Source organism: Chryseobacterium sp. 2VB (assembly GCF_005503635.1).
Taxonomy (GTDB): Bacteria; Bacteroidota; Bacteroidia; order Flavobacteriales; family Weeksellaceae; genus Chryseobacterium; species Chryseobacterium cupriresistens.
In genome coordinates this window covers 1-23,387 of sequence record NZ_SCNC01000037.1, presented here as the reverse complement: position 1 = coordinate 23,387, position 23,387 = coordinate 1, and the positions used below count along the sequence as shown (strand labels likewise).

Below are 23,387 nucleotides of genomic sequence, written 5' to 3'. Positions count from 1 at the left end.
GGAGGATGGATGAATACGGTAAAAGTAGTTTTAGGATTCGTAGAACTGGCATTGGCATTGAAATTCTTGTCTAAAGCTGATCTTGTATCCAAAACATTCTTCTTAAAAAGAGAACTTTTCATTGCGATCTGGATTATTATCGCCTTAGGATTGGCATTATACTTATTAGGATTGATCAGATTCCCTCATGATGATAAAAAGCCTAAAATCTCTATCACCAGAAAAATATTAGGGGTATTGGGAATTGGTTTCGTGATCTATCTGGTTCAGGGGTTAATCCCATCTGACCGTCCGAAACTTCAGTTATTAAGTGGAATTTTACCTCCACTGAATGTAAGCTATTTCCATGATGAAAAAGACGGGATTTTAGGAATGCATCCGGAGCACGATTTCTTCAAAGCTGTAGAACTGGCCAAAAAAGAAGATAAACCAATCCTGATCGACTTTACAGGATACGGTTGTGAAAACTGTAGAAAAATGGAGGAATTTGTTTGGAGCGAACCAGATATCTTACCGATTCTTCAGAACGATGTAGTACTGGCTTCTCTCTATGTAGACGACAAGGAAGAGCTTCCTGAGGATCAGAAAACCAAAATCGACCTTGGAGACGGACAGATCAAGAAGGTAAAAACAATTGGAGACAGATGGAGTTTATTCCAGCAGGTGAACTTCAATAATAACTCTCAGCCTCACTATGTTTTAATTACTCCTGATGGTAAAGTAATCAACACGCCTGTTTCAGGATATATGCCTAAAGAGGATTTCAAAAAATTCCTTGAATGCGGGGTAAATTTCTATAAAAAGAATAAATAATTTATTAACATATCATTTAAAAACTCACACTTTATCGTGTGAGTTTTTTGTTTTAAAGAATTAAATAAACAATAAAACACCAAACGTAGGCTAAAATTAATTATATTTGAATAACTATCAACCATTCAAATACATATGAGATATTTAACATCTACTTTTTTATTTCTTATCTATTCCGTATTAGCAGCCCAGTCTGCCCCTTCCATAGAATGGCAAAAAGCATTGGGAGGCACCCATGGTGAATCTGCCAATGCCATTCAGCAAACCTCCGACGGAGGATACATTGTAGCCGGACATTCTATGTCCAATGATGGAGATGTCACCGGGAATCATGGAGGAGGAGATTACTGGATCGTAAAATTAAACCCTGCAGGAGGCATACAATGGCAAAAAACGTTAGGAGGAAGCCATGTTGATGATGCACAATCCATCCGTCAAACTACCGATGGAGGATATATTATTGCCGGATCATCCAATTCCAGTGACGGGGATATCAGCGGAAATCATGGAAATTATGATTACTGGATTGTAAAACTTGATTCCAACGGGAATATGCAATGGCAGAAATCGCTGGGTGGAAGCAGTATGGATATGGCACAATCTATTCAGCAGACTTCTGAAGGAGGATATATTGTAGCCGGATCTTCAAGTTCGAATGACGGAGATGTGAGCGGAAATCATGGAGGAGGAGACTATTGGATCGTAAAATTAGATATTAACGGAAATATACAATGGCAGAAATCGCTGGGTGGAAACAGCAGTGAGCAGGTCAATTCTGTGCAGCAAACTTTTGATGGCGGGTATATTATTGCAGGAACCACCGTGTCTACAGATGGCGATATTACTGTAAGCTACGGAAACAATGACTTTTGGGTGGTAAAACTCGATTCCGGCGGAAATATGCAATGGCAAAAAACGTTGGGCAATATTGGTGATAACATAGGATATTATGCGCAACAGACTTTTGATGGCGGTTATATTGCCGTGGGCACTTCTTTTAATTCTTCAAATCTTGAGAGCGGACTTCCCGATTATTGGGTTATCAAACTAAGCAATAACGGAACCATCGAGTGGGATAAATATTTTGGAGGAAGTTTTCATGACAACGCCATAACTATTCGCCAGACTCCCGAATGGGATTATATTGTTGCAGGTTGGACAGCTTCCAACAACGGACAGGTAACCAATCACCACGGTAATCTGGATTACTGGATCATAAAACTGGACAGCAGCGGAAATCTGAAGTGGGAGAAAACCCTGGGAGGCCCCGATTTCGATTACTTAACTGCTCTTGAACTGACCGCTGATAACGGATATATTGTTTCAGGAAGTACAGGATCCACAAGTGGAGACGTTACCGGACATCATGGTATGACCGATGCCTGGGTAGTTAAATTAAGTCCGGAACAACTTGGCATTCCGGAAAATCAACAGAGGCATAAACCCAACCTCTACCCTAACCCTGCAAAAGACTTTTTCTATTTAGATCATCTGCCCCGGGAAAGTACTATTAGCATCACTGATATGTCCGGAAGAAAACTTTTCTCTCAAAAATATAACGAAGAAAAAATTAAAATCAGCACATCTGCATTCACGGAAGGAGTTTATATGGTACAGGTAAAAAACAGAGAAAAAATTATTCTTACAAAGAAAATAACAATCACCCGGTAACCCCCTTGAAAATATCATAATTACCCTTTCCCTTCAGGAAAAGTATTAAAAAACAGAAATATATAAAATTCACACGATAATAATCAATAGATTCATGAATCTATAAAGTTTTTAATAATCAAGGCATATGTTTTGTATGAATTATTCAAAAAAATATAGTCTAACATTTAAAAACTTTAATCATGGCAGAAGTAATTGCACAAGAAAAACAAGGCGGAAAGCAAAAGAAAAAAATGATCCGAGTGGACATGACGCCTATGGTCGATCTGGGATTCTTACTTATCACTTTCTTTATGTTCACCACCAATTTTACAAAACCGAACGTAATGGACCTGGGACTACCCGCAAAAGACCATAATCCTAATCCAATCCCAACTGATCATGTAATTGGAGATCAAAACCAGATTACCTTTATTCTTGGAAAAGACAACCGCGTATTTTATCATCAGAGCAATCAGAAAGATCTGAATACAGGAAACCTGAAAGAAACAGATTTCAGTGGAATAAAAATTTCAAAGATCATTGCTGAAGCCTATAAGAAAGCTCCGGCACCCGATATATTCACTGTTATTGTAAAGCCAACGGATGAAGCCAATTACAAGAATTTTGTAGATATGCTGGACAATCTTGCTATTTCTAAAAAGGAAAGATATGGGGTTACAGATATCAAGCCCTGGGAAACAAAGGTTTACAAGGAATTAACTCAATAAAAGACAAGGGCATTTTTTAAATGCTCTTTTTTTTGACTAAATTTGAAAGGAGAAACGGATCTGCAGATAACCTGCTGTATTATTTTTAACCTTCTAAATTTTGGAATCATGCTGAACTTTGAAAGAAAAGGAAACGGAAAAGAAACATTGGTACTTCTTCACGGATTTATGGAAAACATATCCATCTGGAGCGATATGGAACCTCATCTTTCCAAAGATTTTTCACTGCTTAAAATTGACCTTCCCGGCCATGGACAGTCTGAAATTCTGGCAGAAGTTCATACCATGGAACTGATGGCTGAAGAAGTAAAAAAAGTACTGGATGATCAGCATTTAGAAAAAATACATCTTCTGGGACATTCCATGGGAGGATATACGTCTCTCGCTTTTGCAGAAAAATATCCCGGTTCTTTAAAAAGTCTTACTTTATTTTTCTCTACTTATTTTCCTGATGACGAAGAGAAAAAACAGCAGCGTATCAAAAGCTACAGAATCATCAGGGATGCTTTCGCACACTATGCAAGAGCCGGAGTTCCCAATTTATTCAATCCAAATGAAAGGGATATCCTGGAAGGTAAAATTGAAATAGCTCTTGAAACAGCCCTTTCCACCAACAATCTGGGAGCACTTGCCTGTGTAAAAGGTATGGTGGAAAGAACCGACAAAAAACATCTCCTTGAAAACCTGGAAGCTAAAATCTTAGTACTGGCAGGTAAACATGACAATGCTGTAAAAACAGATATGATGATCAAACATCTTCCGGACAGGACCAATATCAAATCTTATATTCTTGACTGCGGACACAACGGGCATTGGGAAAAGCCAGGAATCTGTGCAGAAATTATCAATACAGAACTTCTTCACAATCTTCCTAAAAAACTGGTTTTATAAAACAGGTTACCTGACAATTAAGCTGTGCATAACAAAAAATCTTGTATATTAGTAGAGGATAATTTTGGTAATGGCTTTATTTTCATTCAAAAAAAAGAAACCACCGGCACCACCGGTTATCGGACTTACACTTTCAGGCGGAGGAATGCGTGGGATTGCCCATATCGCCGTACTGAAAGCTTTGGAAGAATACAATCTGAAACCAAACATTATTTCAGGAACCAGTGCAGGTTCCATCATTGGTGCTTTTTATTCTTTTGGAAAAACGCCGGACGAGATGATGGAAATTGTAAAACAGACTTCTTTTTTCTCCAGATCATCCTTAAAATTATCCAAAAACGGAATTTTCAGTTCTAATTTTATTTTGAAACTGTTCAAAGATTATTTCCCGGAAGACAATTTCAGTATTTTAAAAATTCCGATGTATGTAGCCGCAACGGAAATGACTCATGGCATTGTAGATTTCTTTTCTGAAGGAGAGCTTTTTGGACCATTACTGGCTTCCTCAAGCGTTCCTTTTATTCTTCCACCGGTAAGAATTGGTGAGAAAATTTATGTGGATGGCGGCGTTCTGGATAATCTTCCCATTGAGCCTATCATGGATAAATGTAATTTTCTGATTGCCTCTCATGTCAATTCCATCAGCTATGATGAATTAAACAAAATGAGTCTGATGAAGGAATTTGACAGAATCCTTCACTTAGCCATTGCCAAGTCAGTATATTCTAAAGCGAAATACTGTAATATATTTTTAGATCCTCCCAAAATGACCAAATACAGTCTTTTCAACAAAAGATATATGGATGAAATGTTTCAGCAGGTATACGATTACACCTGTCAGGAACTGGAAGAAAAAGGATATCGTAAAAATGTCTGATTATTCCGGAAGAATTTACAACCCTTTCACATTCCTACAAACCTTCTTCTTTCACTTTCTCTTTAAAGTTGACTATTGTTCCGGCTAAAGAATCTAAAGATTTTCCTCCGGCTGCATTAATGTGACCGCCACCGTTGAAATATTTTCTTGAGAATTGGTTTACATCCACATCATCTTTACTTCTGAAAGAAATTTTAACGAAGTCTTCATATAAATCTTCCATAAAGAATGCTGACATTTTTACACCAGCAATACTCAAACCATAATTAACAAAGCCTTCTGTATCTCCTTTCTGGAAACCGAATTCTTTCAGTTCGTTTCTTGTCAGGCTTAAAACCGCTACGGTTCCGTCATTCACCACTTCTATTCTTCCAAGAACCAAAGCAAGCAAATGCAGGCGGGAAACCGTATTGGTATCCCATGTATTGGAAGTAATCATGGCAGGATCTGCACCGTGTTCGATAAGATTAGCGATAATTCTGTGGGTAGTAGCACTGGTAGAACGAAAACGGAAACCTCCTGTATCAGTCATGATTCCGGTATAAAGACATTCTGCCATATCCTGATTCACCAGCTTTTCATCCTCCATTGCTTCAATGAAATGATAAATCATTTGTGAAGTGGCAGGAATGACTGTATCAGAATACACAAAATCAAATTGTTCCGGCTGTTGGTGATGATCAATAAGAATTTTCTTCCCCGGTGCTTTTACCAGCCAGTCTCCCAATAATCCGATTCTTGACGGAGAATTAAAATCCAGGCAGAAAATAACATCTGCTCCCGCAATCAAATCCGCAGCCAGTTTTCTTTTATATTCTGCAATAATAACTTTTTTAGATTCCGGCATCCATTTCAGAAATTTCGGAAAATCATTGGGTACGATAACCTCCGCATGAATTCCTTTTGCTTTCAGATAATGTTTTAATCCAAGGCTTGAACCAATAGCATCTCCATCCGGGTTATAATGGGTAAGGATCACTATTCTGCTATCCTGGGTAAGTAATGTATTGATATCTAAAAGTTCTGCTGGTGTAAACATCCGGTGTTTATTTTTCGTTAAAATTAAAGTTTTCAAAGATAGAGCTTTTATATAAATCATTTAAATATTATTTTTGTACCGGAAAAATGGTTTTGTGATGAGGGTTTGTTAATACCCGACCAAAAAACATTACATTTAATTTTAAAAAAAGATAATTAAAGTTTGTAACTTATAAAAATTTATATATCTTTGCAACCTGAAAATTAATAGATTAATTACGATTTAAACATATAGTAATGAGTAAAAGAACATTCCAGCCATCAGAAAGAAAGAGAAGAAACAAACACGGTTTCAGAGAAAGAATGTCTACGCCAAATGGAAGAAGAGTTTTGGCTGCGAGAAGAGCTAAAGGCAGAAAGAGATTAACTGTAAGTGCTGCACGCGCTAAGAGATAATTTCTAATTATCATATACAAAACATGCTTGAGAAGATCCTTTTCAGGCATTTTTTGTTGTTAAAATTTACTAAAATTTAGGCTACATCAACATCTTTTTTCTATTTTTAGAAGTTGAAATATTTTTATAAGAAACAGCCTTTAAAATTAAACTATGCCACATACCAATATCTCCGGAGACAATATTATAAGTTTGCAGCACGCGAAGATTGCGCAAAAAAATTTCACTGTTCTTTCTGATGTAAATCTTAACATTAAAAAAGGTAGATTCTGCTACCTTATCGGAAAAACAGGTTCCGGAAAAAGTTCCCTTCTGAAAACGCTTTACGGACACATTCCATTAGCATCAGGACACGGGGCTGTTGTAGGATTTGATCTGGCAAAACTAAAGCCGTCTGATATCCCTAATTTAAGAAGAAAACTGGGAATTGTATTCCAGGATTTCCAGCTGCTTTCAGACAGAACGGTTGAGAAAAACCTGAAGTTCGTTCTTGAAGCAACAGGATGGAATGATAAAGTAAAAATGGAAGACCGTATCAACGAGGTGTTGGGAAGCGTGAACATGAAAAGCAAGAAGCACAAAATGCCTCACGAACTTTCCGGAGGGGAACAGCAGCGTATTGCCATCGCAAGAGCCCTTCTGAATCACCCGGATCTTATCTTAGCCGATGAGCCAACAGGAAACCTTGACCCTGAGACTTCCAACGAAATTATGACGCTATTAAAGCAGGTTGCCCTTGAAAATGGCGCTGCTGTAGTAATGGCAACACACGATTATCACATGATTCAGAACTTTCCTGGTGAAGCCATCAGATGTGAAGACGGAAAAGTTTCTGTATTGGATACTTCAGAATTATTCGAATAAGAATAAAAAGAAACAAGAAGGTCAGAAATAACTAACTTCTAATCTAATTTCTAACTTCTTTATTTAAAAACATGAAACTCTTTGGTGAGTTCAAGATATTGGTCCGAGTATTGTCTCGGACTTTTTTCTATAATAAAATCAGATTCGTTGATTTCTTTTTCTTGTAACGAAAACTCCAGAATCAATCTTTTTGCCTTTGCATTTTCAATTCCTCTGATATTCGCTTTTCTGTTCAGATGCAGGTTATTTTCTTTACCAATTGAAATAAAAACTTCCCCTGCTTCCACAGGTATGATTACAGAAAATATCCCTTTTTCTGACAATAATTCTGCCGCCTTACTGATCAACTGCATGAAGTTCAATTCTACGGTCTGACGTGCAACCTTATCTTTTTCAGATCCTGATTCTTCAAAATACGGAGGATTGGACACAATAAGATCAAACCGGTCTTCCGTTTCAAAAGTTTTAAAGTCCTGATGACTGTTTTTCAACCTGGCATGAAAAGGAGAATTTTCAAAATTGAGCTGGGTAAGTTTTGCTGCCTCTTCATTAATATCTAATCCCAAAAAGCCGGCCTGAAGATTTCTTTGCGCCAGCATAAGAGAAATTAGTCCCGTACCTGTTCCTACTTCCAAAACACTGGAAGCATTTTCAACATCTGCCAAAGCTCCAAGCAGAACACCGTCTGTTCCTACACGGAAGACATCTTTAGACTGCTGAATTTGAAATTGTTTAAATGTAAATGGCTTCACTATAAATTGGTAGGCAGTGTAATAATGAATGTAGATCCCTTCCCTACTTCTGATTTCACGGAGATCTCACCTTTATAATCTTCGATCATTTTTCTCACCATGGATAAGCCAAGCCCCATCCCACTGCTTTTAGATGTAAAGTTTGGCTCAAAGATTCTTTCGTACATATTTTCAGGAATCCCGACTCCGTTATCCTGAACAGAGATAATGACTCTTCTCTGGTGCTGTTCGACATCTACATTGATGATCAGTTTTCTCTTATCACTTTCTGCCTGCTTTGCGTTGGTAACAAGGTTTGTGATAATTCTGGAAAGATAAATCCTGTCCATATTGATCATAATATTCGCCTTGTTGGCATGCATGAAAATACTGTCATCGTTGAATACACGGAGAATATCTTCAACTTCGGTATTCAGATTGATCACTTCATTATTCTTTTCAGGAAGTTTCGCAAATTCTGAGAATGCTGAAGCTACGGTAGCAATCAGATCAATCTGATCAACAATAGTTTTACTCATTTGCTTTACTCTTTCTCTGATATTCGGGTCTTCAGGATCAAATTTTCTTTCAAAATTCTGAATCGTCAGCTTCATTGGCGTCAGCGGATTTTTCACCTCATGAGCCACCTGCTTGGCCATCTCTCTCCATGCTTCTTCGGATGCTTTGAATCTAAGTCTTTCTTTCTGGTCCTGAATCTGTAGAATCATTCTGTTATAAGCTCTTGCCAAAGCATTAAGCTCATCATTCTTATAATATCTGATAGGGCGCATTTCGTTTTCAAACAAGGTAATACGGGTAATCATATCAGAGAATTTCGTAATGGTTTTGGCAAGACTATTAGACGTAACCCAGCTAATCCATATACTAAAAAGGATAAGAAATATATCTACTAAAAGAATATACTTTACATACTGATGAAGAACTTCAAGATAAGCAGATTCATTGTGGTATAAAGGAATATAAACAATTCCGATAGGCTCAAGTTCATTGTTTTTCAGCAAAAGATAGGAAGAGGTAAGCTTTGCATCCTTAGCCGCATCATAATTCACCATGTCTACTCTTGCGTCAGTAGACAGGATCTTATTGATGATTTCTATAGGAATTGTTTTCTGCTCAATTAATCCTTCATCTTTGTTGGAAAGCAAATAGTTTCCTTTCAGATCATAAATAAAAATATCATGCTGGTTGATATCCGCTATTTCAAAGATTTTATTCCCCAAAACCTCCGGAAGATCTTTTGTTTCAATAAGTTTCTGGCTTACCGCATAGTCCAGATATCGCATTACAGCATTGGTTTTATCCTGCATATCGATATTACTCTGCTGTAAAGAATGATTTCTCAATACAAAGTAAGGAACAAGTGATGTAGCAACCACACTTAAAAAACATACCAGCAGAAAACCGAAAAACACACGATTCCTTAAGCTATATCCTTTATACTTATTTATTGACATTCTACTTTTTAATTAACCTAGCAATATACTTACCAATGATATCAAATTCCAGGTTTACTTTGTCACCAATTTTCAAATGTTTCATATTCGTAAACTCCCAGGTATAAGGAATAATAGCTACGGAAAACTGATTATCTTCACTTTTAGCAACAGTAAGACTGATTCCGTTTACAGTAATGGATCCCTGAGGTACCGTTACAAAACTTCCGTCATTATCATACTTCATGGTAATAAAATAACTTCCGTCTTTATTTTCGATACTCACCACTTCACCGGTTTTATCAACATGTCCCTGAACAATATGACCATCGAGTCTTCCATCCATTTTCATACAGCGTTCAAGGTTGACAACGGTTCCCAATTCCCATTTTCCAAGGTTGGTTTTTTCCAATGTTTCATTGATTGCCGTCACCACATAATGATTGTCTTTTATTTCAACAACTGTAAGACAACAGCCGTTGTGCGCAAGGCTTTGATCAATTTTCAGTTCATTTGTAAAAGGGCAAGTCAGGGTAAAATCTATATTGCTTCCTTTTTCTTCAATCTTCTCAATAACACCAACTGCTTCAATAATTCCTGTGAACATATTATTTTTTGCTAAATTTGTAAATTATAATCTTCAAAGATAATCAAAATGAGCCCAAAAAACCATAAAGTACGAGTAGGAATTTCAATCGGTGATTTCAACGGCATCGGCCCGGAGATCATTATGAAGTCTCTGAAAGACAAAACTATTACAGATTTTTTCACACCTGTAATTTTTGGGTCGGGAAAATTATTCACTTATCAGAAAAATATTTTTAAGCTGAATATTAATTTCAACTATGTTAATGAACCTTCGCAGGCACAGGCAGGGAAACTCAATATGGTGAACCTTACCAAAGAAAACGTGAATGTAGAACTGGGAGTTCCTACCGAAGAATCTACAAAGATGGCCATTGATTCTCTGGAAGCAGCTACTGAAGCTTTAATGAAAGGAGACATTGACGTTCTGGTAACCGCTCCGATCAACAAGGATGAAATGGTAAAGATGGGTTTCAAACATGCAGGACACACAGGATATTTTGAAGAGAAATTAAATAAAAAAGGATTAATGTTCCTTGTTACCGAAGATCTTAAAGTGGCTGTTTCCACACATCATATCCCAATTGCAAAGGTAGCTGAAAATATTTCCAAGGAAAAAATAAAGAAACAGATCCGAGTTTTAAACCAGACGCTGATAGAAGATTTCTGTATTCAAAAGCCTAAAATTGCGGTGCTGGGATTAAATCCTCACGCAGGAGATGGCGGTGTTATCGGAAATGAAGAAATCGAGATCATCAGCCCAGCTATTAAAGAACTTTCTGACAACGGAATACTGGTATTCGGACCTTTTCCTGCAGACAGTTTCTTCCAGCCGGACAAATACAAAAATTTCGATGCTGTTTTAGCGATGTATCACGACCAGGGGCTGGCTCCTTTCAAAACATTAGCGTATGAAGAAGGAGTAAATTATACGGCAGGACTTCCTTTCATCAGAACATCTCCGGATCATGGAGTTGCTTATGATATTGCAGGAAAAAATATGGCTGACGAACAAAGTTTTACAGAAGCGATCTTCACTGCTATTAAGGTTTTCAAAAACAGAAGTGAATACAGCGAACTGATGAGCGACCGCCTGCAGCCTAGAAAAATGGCTGTAGACAACGGAATAGATGAAGATCTGCCGGAGGAAACTGAAGCATAAATCTTTAAAACAAATTTTAAATTAATTTGTTTCAGATTTTATTTGTTATTATAAAAAAAATGCATATTTTTGCACACTCATTTTATGGACAAGTTAAGAAACTATGACGTAAGCTTTTCCGGACTTAAAAACGGAAAACACGAGTTCAAGTTTGAGATAGATAAAACGTTCTTTCAATTATTTGACACTGAGCAGGAATTTACAAATCCTAGAATAGAAGTGAATGTATCGCTTGATAAACACACTACTTTTCTAGAATTTGAGATTAAAATTAATGGATTAGTTGAATTGGTTTGTGATATCACCAATGAAAATTTCGACTATCCTATTGAGAATGAAATCAAGATTTTGGTGAATTTCGGGGAAGAATATGATGACAGCAATGAAGATGTGATTACCATTCCTACCGGAGAGCATGCTTTCAATGTAGCACATTTGATTTATGAAAATGTAATGCTTTCTATCCCGATGAAAAAGATTTCACCGAATGTGAGTGATGAAGATCTTAAAATTCTTGACCAGTTCAGTCCTAAAGATATTGAGGTAACTGAAGAAGAAGAACATGAAAGTGACCCAAGATGGGATGCTTTAAGAAAATTAAAAGACAATAATTAAATAGAATAATTTAAATATGATGAGATGATGAATCTCATCGCTCATCAATTAAAAAAGTTATTAGAAAATGGCACATCCAAAGAGAAGACAGTCGTCTACAAGAAGAGATAAGAGAAGAACTCACTACAAAGCTGTAGTTCCTCAATTAGCTAAAGATGCAACAACAGGAGAGCTTCACCTATACCACAGAGCTCACTGGCATGAAGGAAAATTATACTACAGAGGTAAAGTAGTATTGGAAAAAGAAGTAGCTGCTACTGAAGAAAACTAAGAGTCGCTTTTCGCTGAAAAAGCCTCATTTTAATACAAAAACCGCCCAATTTTGATAAAATTTGGCGGTTTTTTGTTGTTTTTTACGTTTTTTTGGTATCTTTGGCATCAAATCAAATATCAAATTTATGGACATTAAAGACATACAAAATCTTATCAAGTTTGTATCTAAGGCTGAAGTTTCAGAAGTTAAGTACAAAACTAAAGATTTCGAAATCACTATTAAAACTCCATTAGCTGGAAGCGATGCTGTTTATGCACAACCTGCAGTATACCACACTGCTCCACAAGCGGTAGCTGCTCCGGCACCTGTTGCAACTCCGGCCGCTCCTGTTGCTGAAAAAGCTGAAGCTGCATCTGATGACAGCAAATATGTAACAATCAAATCTCCAATGATTGGTACTTTCTATAGAAAACCATCTCCTGATAAAGATGTATTTGTAAATGTAGGGGACGAAGTTTCTGTTGGTAAAGTAGTTTGTGTTATTGAAGCAATGAAGCTATTCAACCAGATTGAATCTGAAATCAGCGGAAAAATTGTTAAAATTTTAGTTGACGACGCTACGCCTGTAGAGTACGACCAACCTTTATTCTTAGTAGATCCATCTTAATTAAATATTGATTAATGATGATTGATAATTGATTATAAAATCAATTTCAAATTTCAAATTTTCAAATTTCAAATCGTATTAAGATGTTCAAAAAAATATTAATAGCCAATCGTGGCGAAATTGCAATGCGTATTTTACGTACTTGTAAAGAAATGGGGATCAAAACCGTTGCAGTATACTCTACTGCTGACAAAGACAGTCTTCACGTAAGATTTGCTGATGAAGCAGTATGTATTGGTCCTGCAATGAGTAAAGACTCTTATCTTAAAATCCCTAACATTATTGCTGCAGCGGAAATTACCAATGCTGACGCTATTCACCCGGGTTACGGATTTTTATCTGAAAATGCTAACTTCTCAAGAATCTGCCAGAAGAACGGTATCAAATTTATTGGTGCTTCTCCTGAACAGATTGAAAAAATGGGAGATAAAGCAAACGCTAAGGCTACTATGAAAGCTGCAGGCGTACCTTGTGTACCAGGTTCTGACGGATTGATCGAATCTTACGAACACGCTGTAAAAGTAGCTGAAGAAACGGGTTACCCTGTAATGATCAAAGCTACTGCTGGTGGTGGAGGTAAAGGAATGAGAGCTGTTTGGAAAGCTGAAGACCTTAAAGATCACTGGGAATCTGCTATTCAGGAAGCTGTAGCTGCCTTTGGAAATGGAGGTATGTATATGGAAAAACTGATTGAAGAGCCAAGACACATCGAAATTCAGGTTGCTGGTGACCAATTCGGAAAAGCGTGCCATCTTTCTGAAAGAGACTGTTCTGTACAGAGAAGAAATCAGAAATTAACTGAAGAAACGCCTTCTCCTTTCATGACAGATGAACTTCGTGAGAAAATGGGAGAAGCTGCCGTAAAAGCTGCTGAATTCATTGGATATGAAGGTGTAGGAACTATCGAATTCCTTGTAGACAAACACAGAAATTTCTATTTCATGGAAATGAATACAAGAATCCAGGTAGAGCACCCTATCACTGAGCAGGTAATTGATTATGACCTGATCAGAGAACAAATTCTTCTTGCTGCAGGAACTCCTATTTCAGGAATCAACTATTATCCTAAGTTACACTCCATCGAGTGCAGAATCAACGCAGAAGATCCTTATGCAGATTTCAGACCGTCTCCGGGGAAAATCACAGGATTAAATATTCCTGGCGGACACGGAATCAGAGTAGACACTCACGTTTATTCCGGATATACAATTCCTTCCAACTATGATTCAATGATTGCTAAGCTTATTACTACGGCTCAGACCCGTGAAGAAGCCATTGCAAAAATGAGACGGGCTCTTGAAGAATTCTATATTGAAGGAGTAAAAACAACTATTCCTTTCCACAGACAGCTGATGGATAATGAAGATTATCTTTCAGGGAACTATACTACAAAATTCATGGAGGATTTTGTAATGGATAGAAAATACGATAATCACTAAGATTATTTTATATACAAATTAAAACTGCCTCAAAAGGGGCAGTTTTTTTATTTAAATCCATCAATAATTCTGCCAGTCAACATATCATAAAAATCAATGAATCAAGTCCTTATTAATCGTTAATAAAAATTAATAAACAATCAGAAAATAAAATTCTGCCGGCTTAAAGATATAATACCTAAAACAAGCAATCAACAAAGAAAATATTTTCTGATACGATATTATTCCAACCTAAAATCTACTTCAATTTTCCCCCCGAACGATACTGGGTATTTGTTTATGCATATCATTAATATTGTGTAAATTTGTAAAAAACAACAATATGTCAACAGCAGAACAAACAAAAAACTCACAGTATTTTATTGACCTTGAAGACAAACATGGAGCGCACAACTATCACCCCCTTCCAGTAGTTCTGGACCGTGGAGAAGGTGTTTTCGTTTGGGATGTGGAGGGCAAAAGGTACTATGATTTTCTTTCAGCATATTCTGCTGTGAACCAGGGACACTCTCATCCAAAAATCGTAGGAGCCCTGGTAGAACAGGCTCAAAAACTGGCGTTAACTTCAAGAGCTTTCTACAACTCTAAATTAGGAGAATATGAGCAGAAAATAACCACTCTTTTTGGATTTGACAAGGTTTTACCAATGAACTCCGGAGCGGAAGCTGTGGAAACAGCGGTAAAATTGGCCAGAAAATGGAGTTATGAAGTAAAAGGAATTGCAGAAAATGCAGCGAAAATTATCGTTTGCGAAAACAACTTCCACGGAAGAACAACCACTATTGTTTCTTTCTCCAATGATCCGGATGCCAACCAGAATTACGGACCTTTTACACCAGGATTTATCAAAATTCCTTATAACGATATCGCTGCATTGGAAGAAGTATTAAGCAGAGAAGCAGGAAGTATTGCAGCGTTCTTAGTAGAACCAATTCAGGGAGAGGCCGGAGTGTATGTTCCGGATGAAAACTTCCTTAAAAATGCTTCTGAACTATGTAAAAAATATAATGTCCTTTTCATTGCTGATGAAGTTCAGACAGGTATTGCAAGAACAGGAAGACTGATTGCCTGCCACCATGAAGAGGTACAACCGGATATCCTGATCTTAGGGAAAGCACTTTCCGGAGGTATGTATCCTGTATCTGCTGTTTTAGCGAATGACAACATTATGAATGTTATCAAACCGGGACAGCATGGCTCCACGTTCGGAGGAAACCCTATTGCGTGTGCCGTAGCAGTAGCCGCATTGGATGTAGTAGCTGACGAAAAACTGTCTGAAAGAGCAGAAGAATTAGGAAAGCTTTTCAGAGCTGAAATAGAGAAGCTTATTGAAAAGACAGACCTTATTACCAAAGTAAGAGGAAAAGGTCTTTTAAATGCTATCCTTATCAATGATACCCCTGATAGTTCTACTGCATGGAACCTTTGCTTGCAATTAAAAGAAAACGGATTGCTGGCAAAACCTACGCATGGCAATATCATCAGACTTGCACCGCCATTGGTCATTACTGAAGAACAATTGCTGGATTGCGTGAAAATTATTGAAAAGACTATTCTTGAGTATAAATAAACTGATATTCATCGGATATTTTAAATCGGATATTTTAATATGATCAACACTATTTGAATTGTTGATTTCCGGAAAAGATTAATGGGTATGGTAGTTAAAAACCATACCCTTAATGTATCTCATCAATACATGTATTTCCCTAGACATACCGTCAGCAATTACTTCAAAAAAACATAAAAAAATCATATTTTTTAACTTTTTAAAAATTTAGGAATTGTATTTGCTATATACATCCGAATACTATAATGTGCAATCTTCAAAGGCGGCATTTTTTCGAAATTTGCATAATAGAGATAAATGACAAAGATTGGTCTATAAAATTCAAATTTAAACTTATCTTTGAAAGATTAAAACTATTTGGAATGACCTTAAGAGAGATAGCACCTATTTCCTTATTAAACAAAACGTTGTGATGAATATAAGTGGTTTAATCATAACATATAATGAAGAAAAAAATATACAGGATGTCCTTGAGTCTTTTGATTTTTGTGATGAAATAATTGTGGTAGACTCTTTTAGTACGGATAAAACTGTAGAAATTGCAAAGAAATTCCCTCATGTAAAAGTGATTCAGAATAAATTTGAGGACTTTACAAAGCAGAGAAATTTAGCTCTTGATCATGCAACCAACGACTGGGTATTATTTTTGGATGGTGATGAAAGAATTACTCCGGCCCTGCAGCAGGAAATTATCGGTGAGCTGAACAAACCCGGGCAAAAGGATGCCTATTATTTTTACAGGAAATTCTTTTTTGCCAAAAAACCGATTCACTTTTCAGGAACACAGTCTGATAAAAACTTCAGGCTATTCAGAAAATCGAAGGCCAGATATATGGCGGGAAAAAAGGTACATGAAACTCTGGAGGTTAACGGAACCATCGGTATTTTAAAAAATAAATTACTCCACTACTCCGTTTCAGATTATGAATCGTATAGAAAAAAGATGATTCATTACGGAGTTTTAAAGGGGAAGGAACTGGCTGCAAAAGGGAAAAAGTACAGTGTTTTGGTTCAATATCTTAAAACAGCTTTTAAATTCTTTAAGGCCTATATAATGAGACTGGGTATTTTAGACGGAAAAGAAGGCTATCAATTATCTTATCTGCAGTCTTTAAGCGTTTATGAAACCTATGAATCATTAAAAAAAGAGCAAAATTAGTTAAATGAAGATTTGTATCATTAGTTATGATTTTTGGGATTATGATAAGTATATTGTTGAGACATTATGCAAAAGAGATATTGATGCTCATCATATAAAGATCAGTAGCGTTACTCATTCCAACTTCAATGAAAGAGCTGTAAATGCTTTAAGCAAAACTTTTTTAAATAAAAATCTCAAGACTGAAAAAAGACAGAAATATGTTCTGGACTCTCTGGAACAATTAGGCCATCAGGATCAGATTCTGGTGATGAATCCGGATACATTTGATCTTTCTACTCTCAAAAAAATTAGAAAATATACAGATCGTCTGTTGACCTATCTTTATGATAATCTTGAAAGAGTTCCTGTAGAAGATAAGCTGTATCTTTTTGACAAAGTATTCTCATTCGACTATGTTGACGTCAAAAAGCACGGGTTCGAAAAGTTAACAAACTATATTTATCTTCCCCATTGTTCACAGGAAATCCAACAGCCTGAAATGGATCTTTTCTATATCACATCTTATGATAACAGAAGAGTTTCATTAATAAAATTACTGGCTAAAAAGCTGATTGAACAGGGATTAAAATTCCAGATTATGATCATTGGTAAAAAATCCTGGAAGCATCAGCTGACCAATATTTTCATGACGGTACCGAAAAATCTTTTTCTGATTTTCAGTATCAAAAAAATTCCGCATAACGATCTTCCAAAGTATTATAAAAACTCTAAAGTTTTACTGGACCTTATGCGTGAAGGGCAATACGGGCTCAGCTTCAGGGTTTTTGAAGCCATGGCTCTGGATAAGAAAATCATTACTGATAACGAAGCCATTAAAACCTATGACTTTTACAATCCCAATAATATTTTGATTTTAAACAAAAATATTAGTAATCTTGACAAATCTTTTTTTGAAACACCCTACGAGAAAATTCCGGAAGAAATCTATTACAGATACACTTTGGATAGTTGGGTGAATAAAGTTTTTGAACTTGATACTAAAAACTGACAAATGGGAATCTTAAAAAAAATAAAAAAGCACTTCGAAAGAAAAGAAAAACTTAAATATCTTCAGTCTAAGGATATCGTCAACATTAATCTGTATGATGCTTCCCAAAAAACGATCCTGTTTGCATCAAGAGATTTCCCAGCCCATGATAAAGAATCCGGGGCTAACAGACTGAAAGAACTTATATTTATTTACAAAGAATTAGGATACAACTGCATTATATTTGCTCCCCATATGTTTGAAGACGATTCTTATGTGAAGTTTTATCAGCAGCGCAATGTTATCATTTACATAGAGAACACTAAGTACAGGAATATTTATGATTTCCTGTCTTCTTTTAAAAAGATAGATTACGTTTGGTTCAACGGGCCTCTGGCTCTGAATCTTTTTTATAAAAAAATGAAAGCCGTTTTATCTTCTGCCAAATTTATTTATGATATGGTGGATATTCATTTTTTAAGGTTTAAAAGAGCCATAGAACTGGAACCTACCCGTATTTCATTAAAGAAGAATTATAAACATTTTTTCCGCCTGGAAACAGTTGTTGCACCACAACTGGATTATATCATTGCCATATCTGATAAGGAGAAAGCAATTATGAGCCAGTATGCAGATAAAAATAAGATCATTACAGTATCTAATATTCATTATCCCAAAATTGATATTTCTGAAAGAAAAAGTTTCAGTGAAAGCAAAGGAATTACCTTCATCGGATCTATCCACGAGCCAAATATTGATGCGGTAAAGTTTCTCTATGAAAAAATAATGCCTATTGTCTGGAAAACCAATCCTGAGCTGGAAGTAAGCATCATCGGGAATGTCGCTGAAAAACTTGATCTTAAATTATTTCCTAAGTTTAAATTTTTAGGCTTTGTGGAAAGCATTGAAGAGCATTTTATGAATTCCAGAATTATGGTTGCACCCTTACGATTTGGAGCTGGAGTAAAAGGAAAAATAGGACAGGCATTTGAATATTTCTTGCCTGTAATCACAACAGATATCGGAGCGGAAGGAATGAGACTCGCCAACCATAAAAATGTATTGATAGCGAATGATGAAAATAGTTTTGCTCAGGCAATTCTACAATTAAATAATGATGAAGAGCTTTGGAATACATTAAGTCAAAATTCTATTGACAGTCTGAAACCATTTTCCATTGAGTCCGTAAGTTCTACATTGAAAAAAATTTAATTAAGAATGGATAATTCTTTTTTTTTAATCAGCATTATTGTTCCGTGCTACAACGCTTCTTATTATGTAAAAGAAGTACTCGAAAGTATACAGAACCAAACTCATTACAATATTGAATGTATTGTTATTAATGATGGCAGTACAGATAATACTCTTGAAATCATCAATTGTTTTTCAGACGAAAGATTCCATATATACAACCAGAAAAACAAAGGTCTTTCAGATACCCGAAATTTCGGATTGGAAAAAGCCTCCGGAGATTTTATTTTTTTCTGTGACAGTGATGATCTTCTTCCTTCTAATGCCTTGGAATCACTCATATCTGAGTATACAGGTAAAGAGGATATTATTGTGGGAAAAACATCAACCTATTCATGGGAAGAGAAACGAAACGTTTCATTCTTACCTCAGCCTAAAGAAAAACAACGCTTAGAAAATAAAAATACGGAAGTCCTGCTTAAAAAAATAACGGAAAACTTAAGTCCAATTGCCCAGAATAAATTATATAAATCTTCATTTTTAAAAGAAAATAATCTCACATTTTTAAGTGGAATTTATCACGAAGATGAATTATGGTTCTTTGAAACGATGTTCCAGGCAAAGAATGTTGTCTTTATTCCTGATATTACTTATTTCTACACTATCGACAACGCACAGTCCATCACTAAAAAGAACAGTGATAAAAATCTTTTAGGATACCTAAGTGTTATTCAAACGATATATAACAACTACTATTTACAATATCCTGAACAAAGCAATATTGCCTACTATATTGCCTACTTAAAGAAAATTATTATTGGAAATTACAAGCATCATTCAAACTATTCCAATACAGCAATTCATAAGATGGAAACGATATTCAAAGAAGTTAATCCTAAATTCAATGATAATATTTCATTGAAAAGTATTGAGAAAAAATATTTCCGGTATATTAATACCCTCAGTTTAAAAGATGCTGAGACCATAAAAAAAGAATATTTCAATAATCCTGTCAACAGTCTCAGAAAATACTACAAAATATTAAGATTCAGTATACTTAACTTAAATTAAAAAAGTGAAAAAAAGAAAATTTCTTTTGGTAATGCCTGATTATTCCGATTTTCCAAAGCTATTTTTAGAAAACTTGGAGAAGGAAGGTTTTGAACCCTATTTAATCACAGACAATGTTTCAAGATTTAAATACAAGGGCTGTGAAAGCATAAAAAATTTTTTCATTAAAAATATTCTTAGAAATAAAGAGTATAAACAATATCTTATTCAAAAGCATTTTCTCGATGAGCTGAATAAAAACCTTTCTGCCATTACGGAAGAATTGGATTATGTCCTGGTGATTCGTCCGGATAATTTCCCAATTACATTTATAAAGAATCTAAAAAGTAAAACCCAAAGATTAATTGCTTATCAATGGGATGGTATTGAAAAATTTCCAGAGATCAGAAACTATTTCAATTTATTTGATATCTTCTTTTGTTTTGAAAGGGTAGAATCTCAGCCCAATATTCAACCTATTACTAATTTTTATTTTGATCACCTTCCTTATTCCGAAAAAAAATATAATGCAGAAAAGCCTAAGCTTTACTTTGTAGGTTTATATTGGAAAAGCCGTGAAGAAAAAATTAACCGATTTATTGATGAAGTCTCAGGTTTATCTATTGAACTTTCTATTTTCATTCAATATTTTCAGGAACCTGAAACGAAAAATGATAAAATACAATATATTCAAAACAGAATTAGTTTCCGAGAAAATCTGGATCTTGTTAAAAGTTCAGACATTCTTTTGGATTTTGTTGATCCATTACACAACGGACTTTCCATTCGTTTCTTTGAAGGAATATACTATAAGAAAAAAGTAATTACGGATAATGTGACGGTTAAAAAATACGATTTTTACCATCCTGATAATATCTTTGTTGTGGAAAATAATAATTATAAAAATATTGAACAGTTTCTAAAAAAACCTTATTTTACATTATCAGATGACATTGTAAAAAAATATGGTTTCAGTAATTGGATCAAAAAAATCATAACATAAAAAATAAGCTTTATTGATAAAAGCCTTCTTTATTTAATCTTTAAATCCCAAATAATTTATAATATTACTGATATTCTTTTCCTGTTGCCCAACTGAGAACTTAGCCAGTGGTAGTGCGCTGTTACTATGAAGAGTTTTCCACAAATTTTCATCGTAATATAGTTCCAATATCTTATTTGCGAAATGCTGTGGATCTTCATTGGAAACAAGGGCTGTTTTCTGATCTTCCAAATCCATTCCTTCCGCCCCAATTGATGTAGTGACTACAGGCAATCCAAACTCCAGAGCCTGCCCGATCTTTCCTTTTACTCCAGCTCCATATCGTAGAGGAGCAACAAATATTCTCGAATTTTCAAACCAGTAATCTACACTCTTCTGATAGCCTAATATCTGAAACTTCTCAGAATTATATTTTCCTTTAATCTCTTCGGGAAAATGTGGTCCTAAAATATATACTTTAATAGAATCGTCTTTGGCCCAAACTAAAGGCATTATATCTTCATACAAAAACTTGACGGCATCCATATTGGGCATGTGATAGAAACCTCCAATGAATAAAACACCTTCCCGAACAGAATAATCCATATCTCTGCATTCTACAGGTTCATGAATATTACTAACAGTAAAGATCTTTTCATTTTTGATCCCTTGGCCCGAGACAATTTTCTTTTCTTCATCACTGATGGAAATAACCACATCTGACTTTTGCATTCCAAAATATTCCTTTTCCTTAAAGAATCTCATCTCTTTTTTACGGGACTTTGTCACTTCAATATATTTGTTTTCTCTCTCCATTCTTAGATAATGAAGATCGACCATATCATAAATAATCTTCTTTCCGGAGATATCATTTTTAATTTTCCCATACCAAAAATCAAATCCAATCGGTCTGAAAATCCAAACAATATCAACATAATGAAGAGCTTCTTTCACTTGATCCAAAACTCTTACAATTTTGTTCTGAGCATTTACATAGTCTTTACAAACTTCCACACCAATGCTCCGAAAAAAATCAACGTAGATATCATCCTCTTGGTTGGGCTGCTGAATCCCTAAAATAACTCTATGATTATTTTTTTGCAGAATCTTTACAATTTCAAGAAACCTTCTTGAGCCAGAATCCTTATCAGGTTGTGGCATACGTTCCTCCAGAATAAGAATATTGGGCTTTTTATAAAATCTATTAATATTATTTCTTCCTTCATTATCCAGAAATCTTGAATCAGTAAAATACGAATCCCATCTATTCATAAAGACAGTTCTGTTTTTCTGAAGCAAAAGTTCCTTTCCATTATCTTTTCCAGTATAAGAAACATTTTCAAAATGAACAATTTCCGATTTAGGCTGATAATAAATATCCAGCTTCTGCTCATATTTCAAGCGTTGGCATAGATCTGTTTCTTCATAATAGGCAGGTAAAAAAGCTTCATCCAAAAGATTAAGTTTTCCATCAGTATCAGTTCTATGTAATAACAAACTACATCCTGAACAATAATCTACTTTTCTTAAAAAGTTATATTTCGGAGTATCAATAGCTTCACCTCTTCCTAGATTAACAATTTCAGTATTATTAAAAATAAGACAGCCCGCCTCTTGCAATGTATTGTCTGCAAATACCATTTTAGAGCCAACTGCACCTACATTTTTATTGTTCTTAAAAACCTCCAACAGACTGGATAAATAGTTTTCCTGAACTTCTACGTCATTGTTCAACAAATAAATATACCTTCCTCTTGCCTTCCGAATTCCTTTATTTATATTTCTTAAAAATCCTAAATTTTCAGTATTATTAATAATTGTAATTCCGGGAACTGTATCCAGATACTTTAAAGTTTCATCTGAGCTGTTATCATTGATAATAATAATTTCTTTTGATACGTCTTTATCATACTGTTCAATTGTATATAAACAATTAAGAGTATATCTGATCTGATTGTAAACAGGAATTATGATAGAAACTTCTGGCTCATTTTCATAAATAAAGTCAAATGTATGTTTTTTAAAAAAGTCGAGTTCAAAATGATTAATCTTTAGTTTTCTCTTATTATTGATAAAATTCCGATCCTTTATTTTATTTTTAAAAAACCTTTTAATTCCCATTTTAAATTTATTATTTTGTCCTGCCTTTTTAGAAAAACAAAATTAAGCATTTATTGTAAACTATGAGAGTAATAAGTTGGTTATCTTTTGTTCCTGGAGTGCAATAAATTCACTTCTGTTTATAAGATTTGATTAATCAACAAAATCATTTAATGCCTAATAAATACCGAAAACTTTAAAGGATATTGATTTCCGCTAATCAAAACATATATGGAAG

23 protein-coding genes are annotated in these 23,387 nt (G+C 35.1%); 18 read left to right on the top strand and 5 right to left on the bottom strand.

Going from position 1 to position 23,387, the window contains the following annotated elements; genetic code table 11:
* The 5 genes from FFS26_RS21430 to FFS26_RS21410 form a co-directional block, all read left to right on the top strand.
* The coding region (locus tag FFS26_RS21430) for a thioredoxin family protein (protein ID WP_171006371.1) at positions 1-813 on the top strand (813 nt) is incomplete at its 5' end.
* 135 nt (positions 814-948) lie between these two features.
* A complete protein-coding gene (locus FFS26_RS21425) occupies positions 949-2,484 on the top strand; it encodes a T9SS type A sorting domain-containing protein (RefSeq protein WP_137906080.1) in 1,536 nt (511 codons plus the stop codon).
* Between the two features lie 182 nt (positions 2,485-2,666).
* Positions 2,667-3,194 (top strand): biopolymer transporter ExbD, encoded by a 528-nt coding sequence (locus tag FFS26_RS21420; RefSeq protein ID WP_110011454.1) that lies wholly within the window; start codon positions 2,667-2,669, stop codon positions 3,192-3,194.
* A gap of 108 nt (positions 3,195-3,302) precedes the next feature.
* Positions 3,303-4,085, top strand: a complete 783-nt coding sequence (locus FFS26_RS21415) for an alpha/beta fold hydrolase (protein ID WP_110011498.1) — start codon at positions 3,303-3,305, stop codon at positions 4,083-4,085.
* A gap of 70 nt (positions 4,086-4,155) precedes the next feature.
* The gene (locus FFS26_RS21410; RefSeq protein ID WP_137906079.1) at positions 4,156-4,962 is read left to right on the top strand and encodes a patatin-like phospholipase family protein; all 807 of its coding nucleotides are present in this window, start codon (positions 4,156-4,158) and stop codon (positions 4,960-4,962) included.
* A 34-nt stretch (positions 4,963-4,996) separates the two neighbouring features.
* Here the strand turns inward: FFS26_RS21410 and FFS26_RS21405 are convergent, their stop codons facing one another.
* The gene (locus FFS26_RS21405) at positions 4,997-6,001 is read right to left on the bottom strand and encodes a DHH family phosphoesterase (RefSeq protein WP_110011456.1); all 1,005 of its coding nucleotides are present in this window, start codon (positions 5,999-6,001) and stop codon (positions 4,997-4,999) included.
* Between the two features lie 236 nt (positions 6,002-6,237).
* On the opposite strand from FFS26_RS21405, the gene rpmH reads away from it, so the two are divergent.
* Together rpmH and FFS26_RS21395 are read left to right on the top strand one after the other, a co-directional pair.
* Positions 6,238-6,396, top strand: coding sequence for a 50S ribosomal protein L34 (gene rpmH, locus FFS26_RS21400; protein WP_002976260.1), 159 nt, complete (start codon positions 6,238-6,240; stop codon positions 6,394-6,396).
* A gap of 153 nt (positions 6,397-6,549) precedes the next feature.
* Positions 6,550-7,260 (top strand): cell division ATP-binding protein FtsE, encoded by a 711-nt coding sequence (locus FFS26_RS21395; protein WP_076594903.1) that lies wholly within the window; start codon positions 6,550-6,552, stop codon positions 7,258-7,260.
* A gap of 59 nt (positions 7,261-7,319) precedes the next feature.
* Here the strand turns inward: FFS26_RS21395 and FFS26_RS21390 are convergent, their stop codons facing one another.
* The 3 genes from FFS26_RS21390 to FFS26_RS21380 are packed head-to-tail and all read right to left on the bottom strand — an operon-like array spanning position 7,320 to position 10,052.
* Positions 7,320-8,012 (bottom strand): tRNA1(Val) (adenine(37)-N6)-methyltransferase, encoded by a 693-nt coding sequence (locus FFS26_RS21390; protein WP_110011457.1) that lies wholly within the window; start codon positions 8,010-8,012, stop codon positions 7,320-7,322.
* Positions 8,012-9,466: a sensor histidine kinase gene (locus tag FFS26_RS21385; protein ID WP_110011458.1), complete on the bottom strand. Its 1,455-nt coding sequence runs from the start codon at positions 9,464-9,466 to the stop codon at positions 8,012-8,014. Before FFS26_RS21385 ends, FFS26_RS21390 begins: the two co-directional genes overlap by 1 nt.
* Position 9,467: 1 nt before the next feature.
* Positions 9,468-10,052 carry a riboflavin synthase gene (locus tag FFS26_RS21380; protein WP_110011459.1) on the bottom strand — a complete coding sequence of 195 codons (585 nt, stop codon included), beginning with the start codon at positions 10,050-10,052 and terminating at the stop codon, positions 9,468-9,470.
* A 48-nt stretch (positions 10,053-10,100) separates the two neighbouring features.
* Between FFS26_RS21380 and pdxA the strand changes: the two genes are divergently transcribed.
* From pdxA to FFS26_RS21325, 11 genes are all read left to right on the top strand, one after another.
* Positions 10,101-11,192 (top strand): 4-hydroxythreonine-4-phosphate dehydrogenase PdxA, encoded by a 1,092-nt coding sequence (gene pdxA, locus FFS26_RS21375; RefSeq protein ID WP_137906078.1) that lies wholly within the window; start codon positions 10,101-10,103, stop codon positions 11,190-11,192.
* An 84-nt stretch (positions 11,193-11,276) separates the two neighbouring features.
* Positions 11,277-11,807, top strand: coding sequence for a YceD family protein (locus FFS26_RS21370; RefSeq protein WP_137906077.1), 531 nt, complete (start codon positions 11,277-11,279; stop codon positions 11,805-11,807).
* Between the two features lie 67 nt (positions 11,808-11,874).
* Positions 11,875-12,078 (top strand): 50S ribosomal protein L32, encoded by a 204-nt coding sequence (gene rpmF, locus FFS26_RS21365; protein ID WP_002976251.1) that lies wholly within the window; start codon positions 11,875-11,877, stop codon positions 12,076-12,078.
* A 127-nt stretch (positions 12,079-12,205) separates the two neighbouring features.
* Positions 12,206-12,688, top strand: a complete 483-nt coding sequence (gene accB, locus FFS26_RS21360; protein ID WP_034692974.1) for an acetyl-CoA carboxylase biotin carboxyl carrier protein — start codon at positions 12,206-12,208, stop codon at positions 12,686-12,688.
* A gap of 83 nt (positions 12,689-12,771) precedes the next feature.
* Complete coding sequence (accC, locus tag FFS26_RS21355; protein WP_062675730.1) at positions 12,772-14,127, top strand: acetyl-CoA carboxylase biotin carboxylase subunit; 1,356 nt, start codon at positions 12,772-12,774, stop codon at positions 14,125-14,127.
* 322 nt (positions 14,128-14,449) lie between these two features.
* Positions 14,450-15,697 (top strand): ornithine--oxo-acid transaminase, encoded by a 1,248-nt coding sequence (gene rocD, locus FFS26_RS21350; RefSeq protein WP_110011463.1) that lies wholly within the window; start codon positions 14,450-14,452, stop codon positions 15,695-15,697.
* 412 nt (positions 15,698-16,109) lie between these two features.
* Entirely contained in the window at positions 16,110-16,856 is a 747-nt protein-coding gene (locus tag FFS26_RS21345; protein WP_110011464.1) for a glycosyltransferase family 2 protein, read from the top strand.
* Positions 16,857-16,860: 4 nt separating this feature from the next.
* Positions 16,861-17,847, top strand: a complete 987-nt coding sequence (locus FFS26_RS21340; protein ID WP_110011465.1) for a hypothetical protein — start codon at positions 16,861-16,863, stop codon at positions 17,845-17,847.
* A gap of 3 nt (positions 17,848-17,850) precedes the next feature.
* Positions 17,851-19,038, top strand: a complete 1,188-nt coding sequence (locus FFS26_RS21335) for a glycosyltransferase (protein WP_110011466.1) — start codon at positions 17,851-17,853, stop codon at positions 19,036-19,038.
* 6 nt (positions 19,039-19,044) lie between these two features.
* Positions 19,045-20,088 (top strand): glycosyltransferase family 2 protein, encoded by a 1,044-nt coding sequence (locus FFS26_RS21330; protein ID WP_110011467.1) that lies wholly within the window; start codon positions 19,045-19,047, stop codon positions 20,086-20,088.
* Between the two features lie 4 nt (positions 20,089-20,092).
* A complete protein-coding gene (locus tag FFS26_RS21325; protein ID WP_137906076.1) occupies positions 20,093-21,070 on the top strand; it encodes a hypothetical protein in 978 nt (325 codons plus the stop codon).
* A gap of 33 nt (positions 21,071-21,103) precedes the next feature.
* On the opposite strand, the gene FFS26_RS21320 is transcribed toward FFS26_RS21325, so the two are convergent.
* Positions 21,104-23,170 carry a glycosyltransferase gene (locus FFS26_RS21320; RefSeq protein WP_137906075.1) on the bottom strand — a complete coding sequence of 689 codons (2,067 nt, stop codon included), beginning with the start codon at positions 23,168-23,170 and terminating at the stop codon, positions 21,104-21,106.
* Positions 23,171-23,387: the final 217 nt, after the last annotated feature.